Genomic DNA, 17,410 nt, shown 5'->3' with positions numbered 1-17,410 from the left:
ACACACGGCGTGACCATGACCGGCCCGGCGTACCGCCGGACACACCTTCCGTCATCACGCCTGCTCACGGGCGCTCCCCCAGGAGGAGCCGCTCCAGCCCGGCGCGGTCGGGGAGGCCGTCCGGGCGGACGGTCTCGCCGTCGCGCACGTAGACGAAGGCGGCCGTGACCGAGGACAGCGGGATCCCGTGCTGCTCGGCCCAGGCGACGCGGTAGATCGCGAGCTGCAGGGGGTCGGCGTCGTGGGCGCGGCTGGTCTTCCAGTCGACGATCTCGTAGGTGTCGCCGTCGGGGCCGCGGTCGCGGTAGACCGCGTCGATGCGGCCGCGGACGACCCGGCCCGCGAGGGTCAGCTGGACGGGCACCTCGATCCGGTGGGGGACGCGGCGGGCGTACGGGGTGCGCTCGAAGGCCTCCTTGAGCTCGGCGAGGTCCTGCTCGTCGGCGATCTCCGGGCCGAAGCCGTCGTCCGCGCCGCCGGGCAGCTCGTCGGGGCCGAGCAGGGGCAGGGGCAGCGGCTCGAAGCGGGATTCGATCCAGGCGTGGAAGCGGGTGCCGCGGCGGGCGGCGGGCTGCGGCGGGCGCGGCATGGGCCGGGCGAGCTCGCGCGCGAACCCGTCGGGGTCGGCGGCGAGCCGGACCAGCTGCCAGGCGCTGAGCGCGGCGGGCAGGGGCACGTCGCGCTCACGCGCGCGTGCCCGGCGGAGCTCGCCCGCCAGGGCGTCGAGATCCCGGTCCCAGGAGGCGGCCAGGCGGGCCTCTTCGGGCACGAGCGCGGACACGGCGAGCCCGCCGGGCTCCGGCGCGGGGTGCGGCAGCCCGCCCGCCGGGCCGGGCAGAGCGGACGCGTGATCATCCCGTACGGGCTCGGGCCCGCCGGGCGCACGACGGGGGCCGGGCAGCACGGGGGCGCTGCCGGGGGCGCCGGGCGCGGCGGCGCCTGCGGCGGCCGCCGGAAGGGCGTCCGGGGCATTGGGATCGTCGGGTTCGGCAAGGTGCCCGGGACCCGGACCGGGCGCCGGGGCGTCCCCGGCTGCGCCGAGGCCCGTGGTGGCCCCCTGGCGGGCCGTCGGAAGGGCATCCCGGGTGCCGGCGTCGGCAAGGCGCTCGGAGCCCGTACCCGGCGACGGGGTGTCCGGACGAGGCGCCGGCAGGGCATCCCACGTGCCGGGGTCGGCGAACTGCTCGTCCTCGTGCGCCTGGGCGCCCGTGACAGCCCCCGGGCGGGCCGTCGGAAGGGCATCCCACGCGCCAGGGTCGGCGAACTGCTCGTCCTCGTGCGCCTGGGCGCCCGTGACAGCCCCCGGGCGGGCCGTCGGAAGGGCATCCCACGCGCCAGGGTCGGCGAACTGCTCGTCCTCGTGCGCCTGGGCGCCCGTGACAGCCCCCGGGCGGGCCGTCGGAAGGGCATCCCACGCGCCAGGGTCGGCGAACTGCTCGTCCTCGTGCGTCTCGGCGCCCGTGACGGCCTCCGGACGAGCGGTCGGCAAGGCCTCCCACGCGTGCGGGTCGGCAAGGTGTTCGTCCTCGTGCGGGGCCGGCTCCGGTGCGTACGCGTCGTGGTCCTCGTCGTCCGACGGCGGGGGCGGCCAGTCCGGGTCGTATGCCGGTTCTCCGGGCTCGGGGAGCACCGGCGCACCGGCGCCCGCGGCGGCCCCGGCGGCCCCGCTCTCCAGTCGTTCCAGGTGCGCGAGCACCGCGTCCGCCGCTGCGCGGCGGCGGGCGAGGGAGGCAGGGTCCAGAGGCAGCGGCCAGGAGCGGTCGGTCTCGTCCTCCTGCAGCGCGGGGTTCTCGGCGTCCTCCTCCGGAGGGGCGGCCCAGGCCTCGATCTCGCCGTGGCCGGCCTCGCAGTGCGCGCGGAGGGCTTCGAGGAACGCGGACGGCCCGCGGGGCTTCTTCTGGCTGGGGCCCCACCAGTGGCCGGAGCCGAGGAGGAGGGAGCGGGGGCGGGTGAAGGTGACGTAGCCGAGGCGGAGTTCCTCGATGCGCTGGTGTTCCTTCATGGCGGCCTTGAAGGCGCCCATGCCCTTGGCGTCCCACGCGGCGACGTCGGGCAGGGTGTCGGCGTCGCCGCGCAGGGCGTGCGGGAGGACCTTGGCCTGGGCGGTCCAGGAGTCGCGGGACTGCTCGCTGGGGAAGGTGCGCTCGACGAGGCCGGGGACGGCGACGACGTCCCACTCCAGGCCCTTGGACTTGTGCGCGGTGAGGACCTTGACGGTGTCCTCCCCTCCGGGGAGGGAGCTGTCGAGGCCCTTCTCGTACTGCGCGGCGGTGCGCAGGAAGCCGAGGAAGGCGAGCAGGGTGGTCTCGCCGTCGACGGCGGCGAAGCCCGCGGCGATGTCCATGAAGTGCGAGAGGGTCTCGCGGCGGCGGGCGGCCAGGGCGTGCGGCGAGGCGGACAGCTCGACCTCCAGGCCCGTGACGGCCAGGACGCGGTGGAGGACGTCCATGAGGGGGTCGGCCAGGGAGCGGCGCAGGTCGCGCAGTTCGGCGGCGAGGCGGGCGAAGCGGACCCGGGCCTCGGCCGAGAAGGGCAGGCCGTCCTGAGGGGTGCCCGGGGCGTCGGCGGCGAGGAAGGTGTCGAGCGCGTCGGCGAGGGAGACCGTCTCGGCGGGGTCGGTGCCCTCGACGGCCTCGGCGAGGCGGCGCTCGGGGTCGCCGCCGGCGCTGCCGTAGGGCACGAGCGTGCGGGCGCGGCGGCCCAGGAGCGCGAGGTCGCGGGGGCCGATGCGCCAGCGCGGGCCGATCAGCAGCCGGACCAGGGAGGCGTTGGCGGCGGGGTCCTGGAGGACCTCGCAGACGGCGACGAGGTCGGCGATCTCGGGCAGGTGCAGCAGCCCGGACAGGCCGACGACCTCGACGGGCAGGTCGCGCCGTACGAGCGCGCCCTGGATCTGCGCGAAGTCGGCCGCGGTGCGGCACAGGACGGCGATGTCGCCGGGGCGGGTGCCGGTGCGCACGAGGTGGGCGAGGGAGTCGGCGAGCCACTCCAGCTCCTCGGCGTGGGTGGGCAGCAGGGCGCAGCGCACCACGCCGTCCCGCTCGGCGCCGGGGGCGGGGCGCAGGGCCTCGACGCCCTCGTGGCGCTCGCGCAGCTCGGCGGCGAGGCCATTGGCGAGGTCGAGGAGGCGGCCGCCGCTGCGCCGGTTCTCGCTGAGCGCGAAGCGCCGGGCGGGGCTGCCGTCGGCGAACGGGAAGTGCTGCGGGAAGTCGTCCAGGTTGGCGACGGAGGCGCCGCGCCAGCCGTAGATGGCCTGGCAGGGGTCGCCGACGGCGGTGACGGCGTGGCCGGTGCCGCCGCCGAAGAGGCCGGAGAGCAGCAGGCGCTGGGCGACGGAGGTGTCCTGGTACTCGTCGAGGAGGACGACCGCGAACTGCTCGCGCAGGATCCGCCCGACTTCGGGGCGGCTGCGGGCGAGCTCGGCGGAGAGGGCGATCTGGTCGCCGAAGTCGAGCAGGTCGCGCTTGCGCTTCTCCGCGCGGTAGCCGCCGACGAGCTCCAGCAGTTCGAGGCGGGCGCGGGCGGTCTCGGGGACCTTGCGCAGGTCCGCGTTGGTGAGCCGGGCGCCCTCCAGGGCGGCCAGCAGCTCGCGGTCGTGGGCGCGGAGGCGCTCGGCCGGCACGAGATGCTCGGCGAGCTCGCCGTCGAGGGCCAGGAGGTCGGCGACGAGGTCGCTGAAGGAGCGGGTGAGCGCCGGGAAGGGGCCCGGGGAGCCGCGCAGGACGCGGGCGGCGAGCTGGAAGCGGGTGGCGTCGGCGAGGAGGCGGGCGCCGGGCTCCAGGCCGATGCGCAGGCCGTGCTCCTTCAGGAGGCGGCCGGCGAAGGCGTGGTACGTGGAGATCTGCGGCTCGCCGGGGGCCTCGTCGGGGTCGGCGGCCTCGGGCCCGGGGTCGGTGACCCCGGCGGCGACGAGGGCCTTGCGGACGCGCTCGGACAGCTCGCCGGCGGCCTTGTTGGTGAACGTGAGGCCGAGGACCTGCTCGGGGGCGACCTGCCCGGTGCCGACGAGCCAGACCACGCGCGCGGCCATCACCGTGGTCTTGCCGGACCCGGCGCCGGCCACGATGACCTGCGGGGCGGGCGGCGCGGTGATGCAGGCCGTCTGCTCCGGGGTGAACGGGATGCCGAGGAGCTCCTTGAGCTGCTCGGGGTCGGTCAGGCGCGGGGTCACGGCACACCACGCTAACGGCCGCCACTGACATACCGGCATCGCCGCAGGTCAGAGCACCTCTCCATGCCTCTCTTCGAGGGCCGGGCTATTCGACGATCTGCCGTCCCTCGAGCCGGGCCGTGCAGGAGGAGCGGAAGGAGCAGTGCGAGCAGTGCTGGCCGGGGCGCGGGGCGAACCGCTCCTCCAGCACCCGGCCCGCCGCCTCGGCGAGCAGCCCGCCGACCCACTCGCCCTCGCCCAGCGGCTCCTGGCCCTGCACCTTCGGCACGGCGTCGCCGCCGTCCCGCTTCGCCGCGCCCTGGCGCAGCTGGACGAGCTCCGCGCCGCCGGCCCGGGGCCGGGCGCCGTCGAAGACCTCGTCGACGGCCCCGTGCTCGACGGCGAGCTGGTAGACGGCGAGCTGGGGGTGGCGCTCGACCTCCTTGGCGGAGACGGTGCCCTTGCCGGTCTTGAAGTCGACGACGTAGGCGCGGCCGTGGTCGTCCGCCTCCACGCGGTCCATGGAGCCGCGGATGCGCACGAGGTAGTCGTCGGCCTTCAGGGTGACGTCGAAGGCGTGCTCGGTGGCGACGGGGGCCCGGCCGCCGCGCTCCATGACGTGCCAGCGCAGGAAGCGCTCCAGGGCCGCGCGGGCGTTCTCCTTCTCCTGCGCCGACTTCCACGGGGCGTCGAAGGCGAGCGCGTCCCAGACGGAGTCGAGGCGCTCCATGAGCACGGCGAGGTCGGCGGGGGTGCGGCCGGAGGCCACCTCGTCGGCGAGGACGTGCACGACGTTGCCGAACCCCTGGGCGGCGGTGGCGGGCGCGTCGGCCTTCACCTCGCGGCCCAGGTACCACTGCAGCGAGCAGGTGCCCAGCTGGCCGAGGGCCGAACCGGACAGGGCGACCGGCCGGGTGCGGTCGCGCAGCGGCACCTCGCTGTGGGTCGGCTCGTGCAGGCCCCACCAGCGGTACGGGTGTGCGGCCGGCACGAGCGGCTGGCCCTCCTCGTCGCGCAGCGCCGCAAGCCGGGCGAGCCGTTCCGCGGCGGCGGCCCGCAGGGCGTCCGAGGCGGCGGGGTCGACGGTGGTGGCGCGCAGCTCCGCCACGAGGGCGGCGACGGCCAGGGGGCGGCGCGGGCGCTGGGTGACGTCGGCCGGCTCGACGCCCAGCTCGGTCAGGAACCGGGAGGGCTGGTCGCCGTCCTCGGCCGCCGCCTTGACCGCGGTGACGACCACGCGCTCGCGCGCACGCGTGGCCGCCACGTAGAACAGGCGGCGCTCCTCGGCGAGCAGCGCGCCGGGGCTGAGGGGCTCGGCGATGCCGTCGCGGCCGATCCGGTCGGCCTCCAGGAGCGAGCCGCGGCGCCGCAGGTCGGGCCAGAGCCCCTCCTGGACGCCGGCGACGACCACGAGCCGCCATTCGAGGCCCTTGGAGCGGTGGGCGGTCATCAGGCGCACGGCGTCGGGGCGGACGGCCCTGCGGGTGAGGGTGTCGGCCGCGATGTCCTGCGCCTCGAGCTCGTCGAGGAAGTTCAGGGCGCCGCGGCCGCCGGTGCGCTCCTCGGCGCGGGCGGCGGTCTCGAACAGGGCGCAGACGGCGTCCAGGTCGCGGTCGGCGTTGCGGCCGGCCGCGCCGCCGCGGTGCGCCGCGCGCTGCAGGCGGGCGGGCCAGGGGGTGCCGTCCCAGAGGGCCCAGAGGGCCTCTTCGGCGGTGCCTCCGGCGGCGAGGATCTCGCGCGCCCCGCGGAGGAGGGCGCCCAGGCGCTGGGCGCCGCGGGCGTAGGCGGGGTCGTGGACGGCCAGTCGCTCCGGCTCGGCGAGGGCTTCGGCGACGAGGGTGTCGGAGGGGCGCGGTACGGCTTCGCCTGCGGCGCGCTCTTCGTCCCGGAGGGCGCGGCCGAGGCGGCGGAGGTCCGCGGCGTCCATGCCGCCGAGGGGGGAGGTGAGGAGGGTGAGGGCGGTCTCGGGGTCGATGCGGGGTGCCCGCGCCTGCGGCGCGGGGTCTTCTCCCTCCCGCTCGCCCATGACGGTTGGAGCAGCGGAAGCCCCATCGGAGGACCCGCTGCCGTCGGGGGCGTCCATGGCAGCCGGAACCGTAGGCCCGGCAGAGCTGCCGTCGCCCATGCCGGTGGGAGCGGCAGGTGTCCCCGCAGGCGCCGCGGCGTCCCCCGCTACGCCCTCCGCCACCACCCTCAGCGCCGTCAGCAGCGGTGCCACCGCCGGTTCCTGGCGCAGGGGGATGTCGTCGCCGTCGACCTCCACCGGGACGCCCGCCGAGGTCAGGGCGCGGCGGAGGGCCGGTATGGAGCGGGAGCCCGCGCGGACGAGGACGGACATCTCGTGCCAGGGGACGCCGTCCTCCAGGTGCGCGCGGCGCAGGATGTCGGCGATGTTGTCGGTCTCGGCGCCCGCCGTCGGGTACGTGAAGGCCTCCACGCGCCCGCCTTCGCGGACGGCCGCGAGGTCCCGGTGCGCGCGGACGGCGTCCGCGGGGAGGCGGGTGAGAGGCATCCGGCGGGTGAGCAGCCGGGTGGCCGCGAGGAGGTCCGCGGCGGAGCGGCGCGAGGTGGTGAGGACCTCGACAGGGGCGGGGGAGCCGTCGCGGCGGGGGAAGGCGTGCGGGAAGTCGAGGATGCCGTTGACGTCGGCGCCCCGGAAGGCGTAGATCGACTGGTCGGGGTCGCCGAAGGCGACGAGGGTGCGGCCGCCTCCGGCGAGCGCCCGCAGCAGCCGCACCTGGGCGGCGTCGGTGTCCTGGTACTCGTCGACGAAGACGGCGTCGTAGCGCCCGGCCAGCTCGGCCGCGGCCTCGGGCCGCTCGGCGAGGAGAACGGCGCGGTGCACGAGCTCGGCGTAGTCGAGGACGCCGCGCAGGTCGAGCAGGTCGAGGTACTCGGCGAGGAAGGAGGCGGCCGCCGCCCAGTCGGGCCGCCCGGTGCGTGCGGCGAAGTCGCCGAGGGAGCCGGGCCCCAGGCCGAGCTCGCGGCTGCGGGCGAGGACGGCGCGCACCTCGTCGGCGAAGCCGCGGGTGGTCAGGCAGGCGCGCAGTTCGTCGGGCCAGCGCACGCGGGCGCGGCCGGCGCGCTCGAGCTCGGCCTGGCCGGCCAGCAGCTCGCGCACGACGGCGTCCTGCTCGGGGCCGGACAGCAGCCGCAGGGGGTCGATGAACAGGTCGGCGTCCTGGTGGGCGCGGACGAGGGCGTAGCAGTACGAGTGGAAGGTCGTGGCCTGGGGCGCGGCGGCGCCCGCGCCGAGCCGGGCGGCCATCCGGTCGCGGAGCTCGACGGCGGCCTTGCGGCTGAAGGTGAGGACGAGGATGCGCTCCGGCGGGGTGCCCCGGCGCACCCGCTCCGCGACGGCCTCGACCAGCGTCGTCGTCTTCCCCGTGCCGGGCCCCGCGAGCACGAGCAGCGGCCCTCCGGCGTGCTCAACCACGGCACGCTGGCGTGCGTCCAGCTCAGGAGGGGCCGTGGAGCCCGGCCGGGTGCGCACGAGGCGGTAGGCGCCCGGGGAGGGCTGCCGTGCCTGCTGGTGCTGCGGCCGGGTCGAGCCGGAGGGCGGGAAGGAGCTCACGTGGGTTGCCGGTCCTGGTGGGGGTGCGGGGAGTCGTGCGGCCGTGCGGGGCGGGAGGCCGGGGAGTGACGGCGGTTCCCGACGCTACGCCAGGCGGCGTCCGGGGCGCAGGGCGTCGCGGGAGCCGGCGCACGGCTTCAACGGTCTCACCCGTTCGGGTGAGACCTGGTCCGCCCGGGCCCCGCGGCCGCGGGCGGTGGGTGCCGTCAGGTGTGCGGAGTCACATCCCCGGGGCCGCGGCCGTCCCAGCGGGCGAGGGCCATGGCGATCCGGGGGACGTGTCCCTCGGCCGACCGCGCGGCCTCGCGCAGGGGCGTGCCCTCCTCGCGGTAGCGGGCGAGGGCGCGCAGTTCGTGGCCGGGCAGCAGGACGCCGTCCGCGCGGACGACGCGCCACCAGGGCACGGAGCCGCCGTAGAGCGCCATGACGCGCCCCACCTGACGGGGCCCGCCCTCGCCCAGCCACTCGGCGACGTCCCCGTAGGTCATCACCCGCCCGGGTGGGATCCGCTCGGCGACCGACAGCACACGTTCCGCGTACTCGGGAAGCTCCTCGTCCTCGCTCACCCGGTCCATGGTGCCGCACCCCGCCGACAGCCCCGCCCGGCGATCACCCCGGCGATCACGCAGAGTGCGGAATCGCACTACAGGGCGTACGATCCGGAATCCGCGCCCCCGAATTGCACCCTGATGCCCCCTCGCCCGGCGGGGCCATGCCACCATCTTCCGGGCGGTGACAGGTGATACGAGACCAAGAAGACGAGAAGGACCGGATGCAGGGCGCGGAGCCTCCTGAAGGGGACCACGCTCACCGAGCGCTGCCCTCGTCCGGCCCGGGAGCGTACGAGTGCGACGAGGGGGGCGTGCAGATCGACCGGGTCTCCGGTGACGAACCGCTGCTGCCCGCCCGCGTGCACCGCCCGGCCGACCTGGTCCGGCTCTTCCTCGGCATCGTCGGCATCGCGCTCGTCCTCGCCCTCGCCGCCTTCGCGCACGGCACCACCACGGGTCTCGCGCAGGACATCAACGAGAGCACGGGGCGCGCCCCGCAGCTGCTGGCGAGCTTCGCGGGCCTCGCGGCCAACATCGCCATCTTCATCGTCCCCGTGGCCTTCGCCGTCGAGCGGCTGATCAAGCGGGACGGGCTGCGCATCGCCGACGGCGTGCTGGCCGCCGTGCTCGCGCACGGCGTCTCCCTGGCCACCGACCTGTGGGTGGCCCGCACGGCCCCCGACTCGATCCGCGCCGCCCTCACCCAGCTCGCGCCCACCGGCGGCCTGACCGACCCGGTCCACGGCTACCTGGCCCCCGTGATCGCCTACATGACGGCCGTCGGCATGTCCCGGCGCCCCCGCTGGCGCGTGGCGATGTGGGCGGTCCTCCTCCTGGACGCCTTCGCCGTCCTGGTCAACGGCTACACGACACCGTTCTCGATCGTCACCACGGTCCTGATCGGCTGGACGGTCGCCTACGGCACGCTCTACGCCGTCGGCTCCCCCAACGTCCGCCCCACCGGCCGCCACCTGCTGACCGGCCTGCGCCGCGTCGGCTTCAAGCCGGTCACCGCGCTGCGCGCCGAGGACGGCACCGACGACACCGAGCCGCACGAGCGGGGCCGCCGCTACATCGTCACCCTGGAGGACGGCCCGCCCCTGGACGTCACGGTCGTCGACCGCGAACAGCAGGCGCAGGGCTTCTTCTACCGCGTCTGGCAGCGCCTCGCCCTGCGCGGCATCAACCAGCGCCGCAGCCTGCAGTCCCTGCGCCAGGCCCTGGAGCAGGAGGCCCTGCTCGCCTACGCGGCCATCGCCGCCGGCGCCAACGCGCCCAAGCTGATCGCCACCTCCGAGCTGGGCCCGGACGCCGTCATGCTCGTCTACGAGCACATCGGCGGCCGCCCCTTCGGGCAGGTGCCCACCGAGGAGATCACCGACGAGCTCATGGCGGGCGCCTGGCGCCAGGTCCAGGCCCTGCAGTCGCGCCGCATCGCGCACCGCAGGCTCGACGGCGACGCCCTGCTGGTGGATCGTTCCGGCAACGTGGTGCTGACCGACCTGCGCGGCGGCGAGATCGCGGCGGGCGACATCGTCCTGCGCATGGACGTCGCCCAGCTGCTCGTCACGCTCGGCCTGCGGGTCGGCGCCGAGCGCGCCGTGGCCACCGGAGTCGCCGTCCTCGGCCCCGACGCCGTCGCCGACAGCCTCCCGCTCCTGCAGTCCATCGCCCTCACCCGCACCAGCCGGGCGACCCTGCGCCAGCTCGCCCGCGAGCGGGCCCAGCGGGAGCGCGAGAAGGTCCTGGAGGCCGCGAGCGCCGCCAAGGAGGCCAAGGCGGCGGCGGCCGAGGAGGAGGTCAGCGGCCGCAAGGCGCTCAAGGCCGAGCGCCAGGCCGAGAAGCGGGCCATCGACGAGGCGCTGGAAGAGGCCCGCGAAGAGGACCTGCTGGCCCAGATCCGCCGCCAGGTGCTCCTCATCCGCCCCCAGGCCCCGATAGAGCCCGTACGCCTGGAGCGCATCAAGCCGCGCACCCTGATCAGCTTCGTCGCCGGCGCCTTCGCCGCGTACTTCCTGCTGTCGCAGCTCACCCACGTGCAGTTCGGCGACCTCGTCGAGAAGGCCGAGTGGCCGTGGGTCGCGGTCGCGGTGGCCTTCCAGGCGCTGACGTACGTCGCCGCGGCCCTCAGCCTGCTGGGCTTCGTGCCCGAGAAGGTGGGCTTCGCCCGTACGGTGCTGGCCCAGGTGGCCGGCTCGTTCGTCAAGCTGGTCGCCCCCGCGGCAGTCGGCGGCGTGGCGCTGAACACGCGCTTCCTGCAGCGCTCGGGCGTCCGTCCCGGCCTGGCGGTGGCCAGCGTCGGCGCGTCCCAGCTGTTCGGCCTCGCCTGCCACATCATGCTGCTGCTGTCCTTCGGCTACGTCACCGGCACCGAGCGCAGCTCGTCGCTCGGCCCCTCGCGCACGGTCATCGGCGGCCTGCTGACGGCCGCGGTCCTGGTGCTCGTCGTGGCGGCGATCCCCGTGCTGCGGAAGTTCGTCTCGACGCGCGTGCGGTCGCTGTTCGCGGGCGTGGTCCCGCGCATGCTGGACGTCACGCAGCGCCCGCAGAAGCTCCTCTCGGGCATCGGCGGGATGCTGCTGCTGACGGCCGCGAACGTCATGTGCCTGGACGCCGCGATCCGCGCCTTCGGCGGCGAGCTGAGCTACGCGAGCATCGCGGTGGTCTACCTGACGGCGAACGCGCTGGGTTCGGCGGCACCGACGCCCGGCGGCGTCGGCGCGGTGGAGCTCGCGCTGACCGCGGCCCTGACGGTGGCGGGCCTGCCGGCGGAGCAGGGCACCCCGGCGGTGCTCCTCTTCCGCCTGATGACACTGTGGCTGCCGGTCCTGCCGGGATGGCTGTGCTTCACGCACCTGACCCGCAAGGGCGCGATCTAACCCCCGCATCTGCCAGCCCTCCAACCCCATCCCCTTGCAAATGCGAGCACCAAACACCTACGGTGCCGCATATGCGTTCCTACACGATCGGCCGTGCCGCCAAGCTGCTCGGCGTCAGCGCCGACACCGTCCGGCGGTGGGCCGATGCGGGCCGGATCCCGACGCGCCGTGACGAGGCGGGGAAGCGGCACATCGACGGGGCCGACCTGGCCGCGTTCTCGGTGTCGCTCGCGGCGGAGGCGGCGGACGGCGAGGACGCGTACACCAGCGCCCGCAACGCCTTCCCCGGCATCATCACGGCCGTCAAGCTGGGCGACGTCGCGGCGCAGGTGGAGATCCAGGCCGGTCCGCACCGCCTCGTCTCCCTGCTCACGCGCGAGGCCGTGGAGGAGCTGGGGCTGGCGGTCGGGATGGAAGCGGTGGCCCGGGTGAAGGCCACCAACGTGCACATCGACCGCACCTGACCACGGAGAACCGATGCACACTCGCCGCGCGCTGCCGCTCCTGGCCGGCACGATGCTCATCCCGCTCCTCGCTGCCTGCGGCAGCGAGGACAAGACGGACGCGAAGCCCCGGACCGAACTCACCGTCCTGGCGGCGGCATCCCTGACGGACGTCTTCAAGCAGGCGGGCCAGGCCTACGAGAAGGAACACCCGGACACCAAGGTCAAGTTCTCCTTCGCGGGCTCGCAGGAGCTGGCGGCGCAGGTGCGCCAGGGCGCCCCGGCGGACGCACTGGTGACGGCGGACACGAAAACGATGAGCGACCTGTCCAAGGAGACGAACGCCCCAAAGGTGATCGCGAAGAACCGCCTGACGATCGCCACGGCGAAGAACAACCCCAAGAACATCAAGGCCCTGTCGGACCTCTCCCGCAGTGACCTCAAGGTCGTCCTGGCGGCGCCCGAGGTGCCGGTGGGCCGCTACAGCAAGAAGGTCCTGGACCAGCAGCACGTCACGGTGAAGCCGGTCTCCCAGGAGCCCAGCGTGCGCGCCGTCCTGAGCAAGGTCACCCTCGGCGAGGCCGACGCCGGGGTCGTCTACGTGACCGACGCGGCCAAGGACAAGGTCGCCACCGTCACGGTGCCCGACGAGCAGAACGCCGTGGCGTCGTACCCCGCGGCCACGCTCAAGGGCTCCAAGCACGCGCAGCAGGCCGGCGACTTCGTGAAGTGGCTCAGCACGGAGGAGGCCCAGAAGCTCCTGCGGGCAGCGGGCTTCCAGCAGCCGTGACCAGGGCCCGCACGCCCCTGGCGCTCGGGCTGCCCGCCGCGCTGGCGGTGGCGTTCCTGTTCCTGCCGCTGACCGGCATCCTCGCCCGCACCCCCTGGGAAACGCTTCCGTCCCGCCTCACCTCTCAACCGGTCACCGAAGCCCTGCAACTGTCCCTCCTCGTCTCGGTCTGGGCACTCCTGCTCTCCCTGATCCTGGGCGTGCCGCTGGCGTGGTTGCTGGCGCGGGTGGAGTTCCGGGGCAAGTCCCTGGTGCGCTGTCTGGTGATGCTGCCGATGGTGCTGCCGCCCACGGTCGCCGGCGTGGCCCTCCTGCAGGGCTACGGCCGCCGTGGCGTCCTGGGCCCGGCCCTGGAATCGATGAACGTCACCCTCCCCTTCTCCACGGCAGGGGCAGTGGTGGCATCGGCCTTCGTGGCGATGCCGTTCCTGGTGATCAGCCTGGAGGGCGCCTTGGCGGGCCTGCACCCCCGCTATGAGGAGACGGCGACGTCCCTGGGGGCGGCGCCCCTCCGCGTCTTCCGCACGATCACCCTGCCGATGGTGGCTCCCGGCCTGATCGCGGGGGCGGCGCTCAGCTGGGCGAGGGCCCTGGGGGAGTTCGGCGCGACGATCACCTTCGCGGGCAACCTCCCGGGCGAAACGCAAACACTCCCCCTGCAGGTCTACCTGCTCCTCCAGGACGACCCCCAAGGCGCCACAGCGGTATCACTCCTCCTCCTGCTGATCGCCACAGCCGTCCTGATCTCCCTCAGGGGCCACTGGCTGCAGACGCGAACGAACGGGAGGGGCCGGGGTGGTCCGGGGCCGGCAAGGGGCGTTGGGGGCACCCCCAGCGGTAGCTGCGGGAGTGATTTGCGGCGGGCTTCGGGGCACCCGGCGCGTCCGGGAGGGGCCGTAAATCATGCAGCCCCGGAGGCCCCGGACCACCCCGGCCCCGCCCCCACCCCGCACCCGCTGCGCACCACGGTGACGGGCGCAACGACAACAACCCTCAACGCACCCCCGGGCACCACCATCGCGGTAGTGGGCCCGAACGGCGCAGGAAAAACCACCCTGCTCAGAGCCCTCCTGGGCCTGACACCCCGCGCGCACGCCACCCCCCTGCACCTGGGCGACAAGGACATGGCCGAAGAGCCCCCGCACCGGCGCCGCATCTCCTGGGTCCCGCAGGACACCTCCCTCTTCCCCCACCTCACGGCCCTCGCCAACACCGCCTACGGCCTCCGCGCCCAGGGCGTCCCCAAGGCCGAGGCCCACCGCCGGGCCCAGTACTGGCTGAACCGCCTGGACGTGGGCACCCTCGCCCACCGCAGGCCGGCGAGCCTCAGCGGCGGCCAGGCCCAACGCGTGGCCCTGGCCCGGGCCCTGGCCGCCCGCCCCCGCCTGCTCCTCCTCGACGAGCCCCTCGCCGCCCTCGACCAGTCGGCCCGCTCAGCCGTCCGCCACACCCTCCGCACCCACCTCGCGGACTTCCCCGGCGTCTGCCTCATCGTCACCCACGACCCCGTCGAAGCGGTGTCCCTGGCCGACCACGTCCTCGTCCTGGAGGACGGCGCAACCGTCCAGTACGCGACGCCGACGGAGCTGACCCGCCACCCCCGCTCGCCCTGGGTGGCCCGCATGCTGGGCCGCAACGCGTGGCCGGGCAAATCGACCGCCGAAGGAACCCTCCTGCTGGACGACGGCGCCAGTCTCACGGCAGCCGACGGCCACGAACCGGCGACAGGCCTGGCCGTGGTCCCCCCGGAGGCGGTCTCCCTCCACACGACCCGCCCCACCCCCGGCAGCCCCCGCAACACCTGGCAGGGCACGGTCCGCGAGATCACCGCCCACGGCGGCCGCCTGCGCGTCCTCGTCACGGGCGAGCCGGACGTCGTAGCGGAGATCACCCCGGCCGCCGCGGCCGAGCTGAACCTCGCGGAGGGCACACCGGTGTGGGTGAGCGTCAAGGCCACAGAGATCACATTCGTCCCTCTGTAGAGGGTTTGCAGCCACCGCACCACACACCCCCACTTCCCCACGCACCAGCACAATCACCTCACCCACACCCATCCACGCCCACCTCCACCCACATCAGCCCGCATCAACCCACCTCCACCCACTCCCACGTAACCCGTACGCCCCGCCCCGCGCGCCCCGGCACCTCCCCGCCCGGACGATGAGCAGGTGACCAGATCCGCACGGGCAAGGGGCATGCTCACCGCCGCACTCCTGGCGGTCACGACGGCGGGCTGCACGGGCGGCAGCGGCAGCGACACCGGCGCGAGCAACCCGAGCGGGGCCACCCACGCGAACGAGACCACCCGCGCAGGGGCGGCCGCAGGGACGGCCGCCCAGGACGCCGCCCGCCAGAAGCCGGACTGGAAGCCCTGCCCGCCCCCCACCACGGCGCAGAGCGGATCGTCGGGCGGGGCCCCGGGCCCGGACTGGGAGTGCGCGACGCTCCACGCGCCTCTCGACTACGCCAAGCCCAGAAGCAGCAGCAACACCATCGACATCGCGCTGATCAGGGCCAAGGCCACGGACCAGGCCCACCGCATCGGTTCGCTGATCTTCAACTTCGGCGGCCCCGGCGGCTCCGGCATCACCACGCTGCCGGCCTTCGCCGCCGACTACGAGAACCTGCGCACCCGCTACGACCTGGTCAGCTTCGACCCGCGGGGCGTGGGCCGCAGCAGCGGCGTCACCTGCCTGGACGACGGACAGCTCGACGCGTACTACGCCGCGGACGCCGCCCCGGCCACCCGGCCGGAGCAAAAAGCCCTGGTGGACCGGGTGACGGCCTACGCGGCCGGCTGCGAGCGCAGGTCCGGCAAGGTCCTCCCGCACGTGGGCACGGAGAACGCCGCCCGCGACATGGACCTGATGCGCCAGGTCCTGGGCGACGCCCGGCTGCACTACTTCGGGGTGTCGTACGGCACGGAACTGGGCGGCGTCTACGCCCACTTGTTCCCGGACAAAGTGGGCCGCGCGCTCTTCGACGGCGTGGTGGACCCCGGCGCGGACCCGGTGCAGAGCGCCCTCGGCCAGACGCAGGGCTTCCAGCTCGCGCTCACCAACTACATGGAGGCCTGCACGAGGACCTCGGACAACTGCCCCACGGAAGACCAGATCAGCGCCCTCCTCCGGCGCCTGGGCAAGGAGCCGGTCCCGGGCGCCGGCGGGCGCGACCTGACCCGCTCCCTGGCCACGAGCGGCATCGCCCAGTCCCTCTACTCGAAGGACTTCTGGGACTACCTGACCGAGGGCATCGAGGACGCCGAGAACGGCGACGGGCGGCTGCTCCTCTCCCTCGGCGATGCCATGAACGGCCGGGGCCAGGAGGGCCGTTACAGCACGCTGCAGTCGTCCCTCAACGCCATCACCTGCGCGGACTTCGCCCAGCGCTACACCGCAGCCGAGATCGAGCCGCACGTGCCCGCGTTCCGCAAGGCGTCCCCCGTCTTCGGGGACTTCATGGCCTGGAGCCTGACCCAGTGCACGGGATGGCCGGTGAAGGGCGCGTGGCAGACGCCCGACGTGAGCGCGAAGGGCTCCGCGCCGATCCTCGTCGTCGGCAACACCGGTGACCCCGCGACCCCTTACGAGGGAGCGAAGCGGATGGCGCAGGAGCTCGGGCCGGGCGTGGCGGCCGTGCTGACGTTCCGCGGCGAGGGCCACGGCGCTTACGACAGCGGCAACGCCTGTGTCAAGAGGGCAGTCGACGCCTACCTGCTGAACGGTACGGTGCCGGAAACAGACAAGATCTGCTCATAGCACACATAGCACATATCACCGGTGGCGCGGGCCCAAGGCGTGATCGATCCGGATTCGGGGTCGAATGTCAGTGGCTCGCACTACGATCGCCCGCACAGCAGTTCCGCGGACGACGAAGGAAGTTCGGGGGGACGACAGTGCAGCACAAGACGCCGTTCAGGACGCCGCACACCACCGGCGACCAGGCCGACCGCAGGGCCCGGGCCCTCACCGGCGCCCTGGCCATCGCCGCGCTGGTGGCCGCCCTCGTCGCGCTCTGGCAGACGCAGTCCACGCCGCTCGGCGGGCGCTCGTACTGCTGGGGCGCCTGGCCCGAGGGCGAGGCCCCGTTCCGCCGCGGCGACCGTGACCGCACGGCGGACGAGAGCGCACCCGCGCCCGGGCGCCCCACCGGCCACTGCTCGCTCCGCTGGCGCGGCGGCCGGGGCCTCGGGGCGTACGAGCAGCAGGTGGACCTCCGCCTGGGCACGGGGCCGCTCCAGGAGGGCGAACGCCGCTCGTGGCTGGGCGAGTTATTCGGCGACGGCGACACTCCCCTCCCCGACGGCTTACCGGGCTTCACCGCCGCCTCCGGCACGGGCGCCCTGGTGCTCCCGGAGAGCTGTGACGTGGACGGCCGCCCGTCGGTGGTGACGCTGAAGAGCATCACGGCCCTCTCCCCCGCCACCACGGGGGAGTTGCTGATCCGGGCGGCCAACAAGGCCACGAGGGCGACCAGTTGCACAACGCTGCCGCCGATCCGCCTGCACCACGACCCGTCGGCTCCCGCACCCTCGGACACCGGGCGAAACCGCTGCGGCATCCCGGGCCTGGTCCCGGGCCCGTCCCCCGCTCCGGACACCCCGTCCCCCGCCCCGGGCAGGAAGACGAGCCCGTCCCCCGCCACGGTCCCCGCCGCCGGCCCCGCCACGAGCAGCGACTTCCACAGCTGCGCCATAGCGGGCGCCAAGGGCTGGGCCGCCCGCTTCCTGACCACCGGCAGGCCCCGCCTGGTCGCCCTCTTCGACGGCCTCACCGGCGACCGCCCGCCGGCCCCCGGCTGGCGGGCGCACGGCAGCATCGATGCGGCCGGAGCCCTGGTCCGGGCCGACTGCGACGGCAGGCCCACCGTCTTCGCCATGCGCAGCGGCCCCGGCCGCACCCACACCCGGCTGGACGACCCGCGCGAGGCCTTCCCCCGCTACGTGGACGCCGTCGCCGCGCAAATGGGGTGTGCGCCCCTGCGCGCCGGGTGACGCCTCCACGCGGCGGCTGCTCCACCGCCT

At 74.9% G+C, this 17,410-nt stretch carries 9 protein-coding genes; 6 read left to right on the top strand and 3 right to left on the bottom strand.

What is annotated here, in order from left to right; translation table 11 throughout:
- Positions 1-64: 64 nt before the first annotated feature.
- The 3 genes from ACFPP6_RS16495 to ACFPP6_RS16485 all read right to left on the bottom strand — a co-directional run bounded on the left by ACFPP6_RS16495 (position 65) and on the right by ACFPP6_RS16485 (position 8,299).
- Complete coding sequence (locus ACFPP6_RS16495) at positions 65-4,171, bottom strand: UvrD-helicase domain-containing protein (protein WP_382042330.1); 4,107 nt, start codon at positions 4,169-4,171, stop codon at positions 65-67.
- An 85-nt stretch (positions 4,172-4,256) separates the two neighbouring features.
- Positions 4,257-7,724, bottom strand: coding sequence for an ATP-dependent helicase (locus ACFPP6_RS16490; protein ID WP_382042327.1), 3,468 nt, complete (start codon positions 7,722-7,724; stop codon positions 4,257-4,259).
- Between the two features lie 206 nt (positions 7,725-7,930).
- A complete protein-coding gene (locus ACFPP6_RS16485) occupies positions 7,931-8,299 on the bottom strand; it encodes an MGMT family protein (protein ID WP_382042324.1) in 369 nt (122 codons plus the stop codon).
- Positions 8,300-8,496: 197 nt separating this feature from the next.
- On the opposite strand from ACFPP6_RS16485, the gene ACFPP6_RS16480 reads away from it, so the two are divergent.
- The 6 genes from ACFPP6_RS16480 to ACFPP6_RS16455 all read left to right on the top strand — a co-directional run bounded on the left by ACFPP6_RS16480 (position 8,497) and on the right by ACFPP6_RS16455 (position 17,380).
- Positions 8,497-11,154 (top strand): lysylphosphatidylglycerol synthase transmembrane domain-containing protein, encoded by a 2,658-nt coding sequence (locus ACFPP6_RS16480; RefSeq protein WP_382042607.1) that lies wholly within the window; start codon positions 8,497-8,499, stop codon positions 11,152-11,154.
- Between the two features lie 71 nt (positions 11,155-11,225).
- Positions 11,226-11,618, top strand: a complete 393-nt coding sequence (locus ACFPP6_RS16475) for a TOBE domain-containing protein (RefSeq protein WP_030366201.1) — start codon at positions 11,226-11,228, stop codon at positions 11,616-11,618.
- Positions 11,619-11,631: 13 nt separating this feature from the next.
- On the top strand, positions 11,632-12,387 hold the full coding sequence (gene modA, locus ACFPP6_RS16470; RefSeq protein ID WP_382042322.1) for a molybdate ABC transporter substrate-binding protein: 756 nt from the start codon (positions 11,632-11,634) through the stop codon (positions 12,385-12,387).
- The gene (locus ACFPP6_RS16465) at positions 12,384-14,369 is read left to right on the top strand and encodes an ABC transporter permease (RefSeq protein ID WP_382042319.1); all 1,986 of its coding nucleotides are present in this window, start codon (positions 12,384-12,386) and stop codon (positions 14,367-14,369) included. The genes modA and ACFPP6_RS16465 overlap by 4 nt, the downstream gene beginning before the upstream one ends.
- A 213-nt stretch (positions 14,370-14,582) precedes the next feature.
- On the top strand, positions 14,583-16,145 hold the full coding sequence (locus ACFPP6_RS16460) for an alpha/beta hydrolase (protein WP_382042605.1): 1,563 nt from the start codon (positions 14,583-14,585) through the stop codon (positions 16,143-16,145).
- A 137-nt stretch (positions 16,146-16,282) separates the two neighbouring features.
- On the top strand, positions 16,283-17,380 hold the full coding sequence (locus tag ACFPP6_RS16455; protein ID WP_382042316.1) for a hypothetical protein: 1,098 nt from the start codon (positions 16,283-16,285) through the stop codon (positions 17,378-17,380).
- Positions 17,381-17,410 lie beyond the last annotated feature (30 nt).

The sequence above is a fragment of the Streptomyces aureoversilis genome, assembly GCF_042657885.1.
GTDB lineage: Bacteria > Actinomycetota > Actinomycetes > Streptomycetales > Streptomycetaceae > Streptomyces > Streptomyces aureoversilis.
This window is presented reverse-complemented; position numbering and strand designations above follow the sequence as displayed.

What these genes read in the sequence shown, in the direction of transcription:
- ACFPP6_RS16485 (WP_382042324.1), bottom strand. Translation starts at nt 8,299, where the DNA reads ATGGACCGGGTGAGCGAGGACGAGGAGCTTCCCGAGTACGCGGAACGT.
- ACFPP6_RS16480 (WP_382042607.1), top strand. Translation starts at nt 8,497, where the DNA reads ATGCAGGGCGCGGAGCCTCCTGAAGGGGACCACGCTCACCGAGCGCTG.
- ACFPP6_RS16475 (WP_030366201.1), top strand. Translation starts at nt 11,226, where the DNA reads ATGCGTTCCTACACGATCGGCCGTGCCGCCAAGCTGCTCGGCGTCAGC.
- modA (WP_382042322.1), top strand. Translation starts at nt 11,632, where the DNA reads ATGCACACTCGCCGCGCGCTGCCGCTCCTGGCCGGCACGATGCTCATC.
- ACFPP6_RS16460 (WP_382042605.1), top strand. Translation starts at nt 14,583, where the DNA reads ATGCTCACCGCCGCACTCCTGGCGGTCACGACGGCGGGCTGCACGGGC.